The organism is Achromobacter sp. (assembly GCF_036567245.1).
Classification (GTDB): domain Bacteria; phylum Pseudomonadota; class Gammaproteobacteria; order Burkholderiales; family Burkholderiaceae_B; genus Achromobacter.
Genome location: NZ_DATCUY010000729.1, coordinates 1 through 6554 on the forward strand (window position 1 = coordinate 1; position 6554 = coordinate 6554).

Annotated in this window: 3 protein-coding genes; 1 reads left to right on the plus strand and 2 read right to left on the minus strand. The window is 67.4% G+C overall.

The window, feature by feature from the left end; all coding sequences use genetic code 11:
* A partial coding sequence (locus VIR09_RS31515) for an autotransporter-associated beta strand repeat-containing protein (protein WP_332016442.1) occupies positions 1 to 3416 on the minus strand: 3416 nt, incomplete at its 3' end.
* Positions 3417 to 3756: 340 nt separating this feature from the next.
* Here VIR09_RS31515 and VIR09_RS31520 point away from each other — a divergent pair.
* A complete protein-coding gene (locus VIR09_RS31520) occupies positions 3757 to 5415 on the plus strand; it encodes a CYTH and CHAD domain-containing protein (RefSeq protein WP_332016443.1) in 1659 nt (552 codons plus the stop codon).
* Between the two features lie 78 nt (positions 5416 to 5493).
* On the opposite strand, the gene ftsY is transcribed toward VIR09_RS31520, so the two are convergent.
* Positions 5494 to 6546 (minus strand): signal recognition particle-docking protein FtsY, encoded by a 1053-nt coding sequence (gene ftsY / locus VIR09_RS31525; protein ID WP_414639482.1) that lies wholly within the window; start codon positions 6544 to 6546, stop codon positions 5494 to 5496.
* Positions 6547 to 6554 lie beyond the last annotated feature (8 nt).

Genomic DNA, 6554 nt, shown 5'->3' on the forward strand with positions numbered 1-6554 from the left:
GGCATCGCCGACGCGCCGACCGAGCCTGCGGCCGAGCGCAGGCGCTCGTTGGCGGCGTCGCGCACGTAGCGGCTGTCCTCCAGCAGCACGGTCTTGGCCGATGCATGGATTTCGCCGGATAGCTGGTCGAAGCTGGAGCGCAGCAGGCCCTTGTCGTCCGGCAGCGCGACGATCGCATCGTAAAGCCCGTTGCCCGCCCCCATGCCGATGCTGTCGATGGCGCCCGCCGCCGCGCGTTGGTTGCGCGTGGCGGCGGCCGAGGCCATGGCGGTGGCGCTGCGCGCCAACTCCAGCGAGACGCGGCCCGCGCCATAGTCGTATTGGAGCCGCGGCATCAGGAAGGCATAGTCGGACGTCACCGTATCGAACCGGCCGGACAAGGCGCCGTCGGCCCTCAGTATGGTGTAGACCGAACCCAATGCGTAGTCGCCGTCGATGCCGATATGCGCGACGGAGCCGCCGTTGATCGTAGCGCTGCCGGTGACGTGGACCAGATCGGCGTCGGTGCCCTGCGGATTGGTTTCCACTGCATAGCGCGCGCCCTTCTCGATGACAAGATCTCCATCGACAGTCAGCGTGCCGATGGAATTGCCTGGCGCCAGCGTGCCGCCGGCTGCCACCGTCACCATCGAACCGGCGCCCGAGCCCACCGTCCCCCGGCCTCCGAGCACGCCGCCTTGGCCGATGTTGAGCGCACCGCCCAGCTTGCCGTTCAAGGCCAGCCGGCCGCCCAGCACCGTGGTGGTGCCGGCAAAGCCCGAGCTGTCTCCGGTCAACCCCAGCGTGCCGGCGCCGCTCTTCACCAGGGCCCCGCCGCCAGAGATGGCGCCGCCGAACGTTGCGTTCGCGCCTTGGTCGAACACCAGGGTGCCGTTGTTATCGACATTGCCCCGGATCGACCCGGCATTGCCGATCAGCGTGCCTTCCTGGATTCGGGTGTTGCCGTAGGCGTTACCCGCACTGTCCAAGCGCAGCGTGCCGGCGCCGGTTTTGATCAGGTCGGCATTGCCCGACACTGCGCCGACCAGTCCCAGCGTTGCGCCGCCCGCCACCTCGAAGCGCCCGGCCTGCATCAGCGCCATGTCGCGCGCGGTATCGAAGGACGCCGACGCCGCCAGCGTGCCGCCGTTGAATGCCACGCCGCCAGACGCCGCGCCCAGGTTCGCATCGCTTGCGACCTGCAACGTACCGCCGGCGATCGTGGTGCCGCCGCTATAGGTGTTGTTCCCGCTCAGGACCAGCGTGCCGGCGCCGGCCTTGAGCAGCGACCGTCCATTCCACCCCGTCGCGGCGTTGGCCGCCTGATCCGCCAGATCCACGCCGACCACGAACCGGTTGGCGGCATCGCTCAGCGTGAACGTGCCGTGCGCGAGGTTGGTGTTCGCGGTCCAGCTCAGACCGTAAGTGGCGAGGTACTGCGTATTGTCCGCGGATTTGCGCGTGTGGACGGTGAGATAGTCGACCTCTCCGGTGAAACCACCCACGCTGACGGCGCTGAAATCGCCGTCGATGCCGCCCGTGGGCGCTTGGATCAACACGGTATCGAGCCCGCTCTTGTCGGCGATGCCGCTCAGCCTGAACTCCACGCCGTCGCCCAGCGTCACCTTGTTGGCCTGCAATGGCTGGCCGCCTGAGCTGGCCATCAAATCCAGCACGGTGCCGTCGGCCATTTCAATGTTGCCGGTAACCCCTAGCTTGGCGCCCCCTTGCACCGCCAGCGTGCTGCCGGCGCCGGAGACCTTCAGGTCGCCGCTCAATGTGTTGGCCGCGCCCGTGGCGCCGTCGCCAAACTGCAAGACCCCGCCCGTGACGGCGGCCGAACCTCCCAGCTGACCCAGCACCACCAACCTGCCGCCCGACACCGTGGTCCTGCCCCGGAAGGAGCCATTGGCGCCCGTCAGCAACGTGGTGCCGGCGATCTGGTTCAGGCTATGTGAGCCGGCGCCTGTGCTCAACAGCGGCGTCGAAAACGCGTAGGCGGGATCGGTATGGTTGAAGTTCACGGTCGCAATGCCGGCGCCAAACTGGACCGCGCCGGCGTTGAGCGTGCCAGCGCCCACGGCCGGCTGCCCCAGCGCCGCGCCGATATTGATCGTACCGGTGGTGGGAAAGACAAGAAACCGGTCCTGCGCCAGGGAAACGGTCCCTCCGCCACTGGCGCCGACGCTCACGGTGCCACCTTGCGCGATCGTCAGGCTGCCCGCCCCCGTTCCCACGCCAAACCCCAGGGTCATCGCGCCGCTATTGTTCCAGATGGAGCCAGCGCCGCGGACAACGACGCTGCCGTTGCCACTCATGCTGCCCACATAGCTATCCTTGTTCGAGACGACGCCTCCCGACTCGATGTTCAGTGTGCCCTGACCGGACACATCGCCCACCCTGAGCTCGCCGCTATTGGTCCAGGCCGAGCCGCGTCCCGACACCAGGAAGACGCCACTGCCGTTCTCCCTGCGCCCGATGACGCCATCGACGCTGGTCACATACCCGCCCGCCAGAATCGAAACGCTGCCCATCCCGCCTTCCGTGCCAACCAGCAGCACCGCGCGATTGCTCCAGAGCGACCCGACATCTGAAACCGTCACTTTCGCCGCGTCGTTCTGCTGGGCATCCACCGTTGCAAACTGGTTCGAGACCGTGCCGCTACTGAAGATGCTCAGCTCTCCGGGTCCGGCGCCGCCGACAAAAAGATTGTCCGTCAGAGCCCAGGTCGAGCCGGGGCTGAACACGCTGACCTGGGCCGTGGCGCCGGGAGCTTGCCCGGCATCGATACGTCCTTCCGCGGTGCCCAGAACGTTGAGGATCTGCAGGCTTCCGCCCGTGACGGTGGTGTTGCCGGCGAAGCCTGAACTATTACCGACCAACCGCGTGGAACCGGCATAGTGATTGAGCTGGTGCGTGCCTGCATCCCTGCTGACCAACGCCGCGCTGAAGTCGTGAAAACTGTTGGTGTTGAAGTTCAGCGTGCCCGTGCCCGCGCCGAACTGGAGTAGCGACGTCGCCAGGAAGCCAGCGCCCACGGGTGCAGCGCCGGGAGCCGCGCCGATGTTGATCGTGCCGTCAGCCGAGGCCGAGTCGGCCAGAATCACCGTGTTGCCCGACAATATCGTCACCTGCCCGCCATCGGCGGCGGTCAATGTTCCTACACCGGACATGCCCACATATAGCGGGGCGAAGGCCACCAAATTTGGACCTGAGAAGGGTGCGAAAGTCGCATCGCCGGTAAAGGTGACTATCGGCCCCGCCTGCGCTTGGCCGGCCGCGCCCAGGGCCGTCAGCAGCACCGCCATGAAGGGCAGGCGTCTGCGCGCGGATCTGCTTGCATGGCGGCCACCCTTGCCTTGCCCGCGGACGTGCTCGCTTACAACCTGCCACAAGCCCGCGCTGCGGTTGAAGACAATGCGATACGTACGGTTCATGGCGCTCTTCTGTAATCGTGGCCCGCTCGGGCTGGCGCCAGGCGGACGCGTGTGGAATCGGATGGCGCGGGCCGCGTAACCCGCCGATTACAATTAGAAAAGCGATCCGTAACCATGCCTATCACTGAAACTAGGTAATTTCAGGGGTCACGTCTGCTCCAGCACATGCGGCCGCCATTGCTCCGGTCCGCTACTCCAGCCAAAGATCCGCGCCCTTCGCCCCGGTTGTTGATGCGCCGCAAACACGTCTATGCTCCATGTGAAATAAATATGACCGGTCATCAAATCACCCCCCTCGTTTGATTAAGATCTCGGCTTTTGCCGTTGGACACCCGCTGCCATGTCGGAACAGGAATTGAAACTGCACGTGCCCGCGGCTTCGCGCCAGGCGGTGCAGCGAGAGGTCAAGCAGCGCGAGGCGACCCGCATCCGCTTGCATGCCATGTATTTCGATACACCGGAACGCGAACTGGCGCGGGCGCGCATCGCCGTCCGGCTGCGCCAGGAAGGCCGCGACTGGGTGCAGACGCTGAAGATGCCCGGCATCAACGCCATCACCCGCATCGAACTCAATCACCCGCGGCCGGGCCCGGTGCTGGACCTATCGGTGTATGCCGGCACCGAAGTCGAAGCCGCGTTGGCGGCCGTCAAGGGCGAACTGGGCCTGCGCTACGAAACCGACGTGCAGCGACTGCTTCGCAAGGTCCGCACGCGCTACGGCACGGTGGAGCTGGCCTACGACACCGGCATCCTGCGCGCAGGGGCGCTGGAACTGCCGATCTCTGAACTGGAATTCGAACTGGTGTCGGGCCGCCCCGCCGCCATCTTCGCGGCGGCTCGCGGCTGGCAGCAGCGCCACAGCCTGGTGCTGGATCCGCGCAGCAAGTCCGAACGCGGCGACGCGCTGGCCCAACTGGCGCAGCGCCTGGCCGATGCCGACGCCATCCCCGGCGATGACCTCGAAGCTCGCCGCGCGCAAGCCATCGCTCAGTTCTGGGCGCCGCGCGGCGCCGCATCGGTCAAGCTGCGCGAGGACATGACGGCGCCCCAGGCCATGGCGCGCATCGCCGCGGAATGCCTGGATCAGATCGCGCGCAACGCCTCGGTGCTGGCCGAGGTCGACACCGAGGGCGTCTACCGCGCCGGCAACTCTGAACACGTGCATCAGCTGCGCGTGGGCGTGCGCCGGCTGCGTTCGGCCTGGAAACTGTTCGACGGCTGGATCGCGCCGATTCCGGATGCCCTGCTGCAAGGCGTGCGCACGCACTTCGCCGCCTTCGGCGCCAATCGCGACCAGGACGTGCTGAACGAAACCGTGGCGCCCGCGCTGATACGCGCGGGCATGCCAGTCATCCCCATGGAAGCCGCGCCCCCGGAACAGGACGCGCGCAGCATCGCCGGCGGCAAGGCCTTCCAGGCCTGGCTGCTGGATCTGCTGGAATGGAGCCTGGACGTGCCGCCGGCCCTGCCCGCCATGGACAACCAGACCATCGCCAACGGCACCCCCAGCGACACCGCGCCCGAACCCGCCATCAGGCTGGAAGGCGGCGTGGCCGGCCCCAGCGTCAGGCCCACCATCATTCCCATGCTGGCGCCCGAACCCGATCCGCAACGCCTGCACAAGCAGCTCGCGCGGCGCCTGCACCGTTGGCATAGCAAGGTGGCCGACCAGGGTACGCAGTTTGCGACGCTGGACATCCCCACGCGCCACGAATTGCGCAAGCGCGGCAAACGGCTGCGCTACAGCCTGGCGTTCGCGGAATCACTGCTGCCCTCGGGCAAGCTGCGCGGCTATCGCAAGCTCTTGTCGCGGGTGCAGGACGTGCTGGGCGAGATCAACGACCTGGCAGTGGCCAAGGACTACTACGAGTCGTGTACCGCCACCCATCCGCAAGCCTGGTTCGCCCTGGGCTGGATCAGCGCCCGCCTGGAGGAACTGGCGGACGACGCGCAGAAAGCCTTCGACGATCTGGCCGCCAGCAAACCATTCTGGAAGTAGTGCGGGCTTGAACGCAAAAGGGACGGCATGCGCCGTCCCTTTGTTTTTGCCGGCGCAAGCGCGCCGGATCCACGGGCATCAATCCGCCAGCAAGGCCCCGGCGAATTCGTCCGCCACGAAGGGCTGCAGGTCTTCCAGGCTCTCGCCCACGCCGATCCAGTACACCGGGATCGGGCGCACGCCCTGGCTGCCCGCAGCCACGGCGGCCAGCGTGCCGCCCTTGGCGGTGCCGTCCAGCTTGGTCACGACCAGACCCGTCAGATTGATGGCTGCGTCGAAGGCGCGGATCTGCGCCAAGGCGTTCTGGCCGGTATTGCCGTCCACCACCAGCAGCACTTCATGCGGCGCAGCGGCATCCGCCTTGCCGATGACGCGGCGGATCTTCTTCAGTTCTTCCATCAGGTGCAGCTGCGTGGGCAAGCGGCCCGCGGTATCCACCATCACCACGCCCATGCCGCGCGCGCGGCCGGCGTTGACGGCGTCGAACGCCACCGCCGCCGGATCGCCGCCGTCCTGCGAAATGACCGTGACGTTGTTGCGGCTGCCCCATTCGATGAGTTGCTCGCGCGCGGCGGCGCGGAAGGTGTCGCCCGCGGCCAGCAGCACGCTGGCGCCCTGGCGCTGGAAGGTGTGGGCCAGCTTGCCGATGGAAGTGGTCTTGCCGGCGCCGTTGACGCCGGCGATCATGACGACCAGGGGTTGCGTGCGCTTCAGGTCGAAGCCGCGCTCCAGCGGACGCAGGTGGTCCGCCAGCAACTGGCGCAGCGCCGCCTTGACCTTGGCCGGATCCTCGATACGTTCCTTCTTGACCCGCGCGCGCAGCGCCGTCAGGAGCTTCTCGGTGGCCTCCAGGCCGGCATCGGCCATAATGAGCGCCGATTCGAGTTCCTCGAACAGGTTCTCGTCGACCTTCACGCCGACGAAGATGCCGCCGATGCTCTGGCCCGTGCGCGACAGGCCTTGCTTCAGGCGGGACAGCCAGGAAGCCTTCTTGGGGGCTTCAGCGGCGGGCTCTACGGCGGGCGCGGGAGCCGGCACGGCCACCGGAGCCGCAACCGGCGCGGGAGCAGCGATCGGGGCAGGCGTTGCCACCACCGGCGCTGGCGCCGCAACGGGTGCGGGAACCGGGATCAGCGCTG

Bases quoted from the DNA above. Each gene is read 5' to 3' on its own strand.
- VIR09_RS31520 (WP_332016443.1), top strand. From the start codon at position 3,757: ATGTCGGAACAGGAATTGAAACTGCACGTGCCCGCGGCTTCGCGCCAG.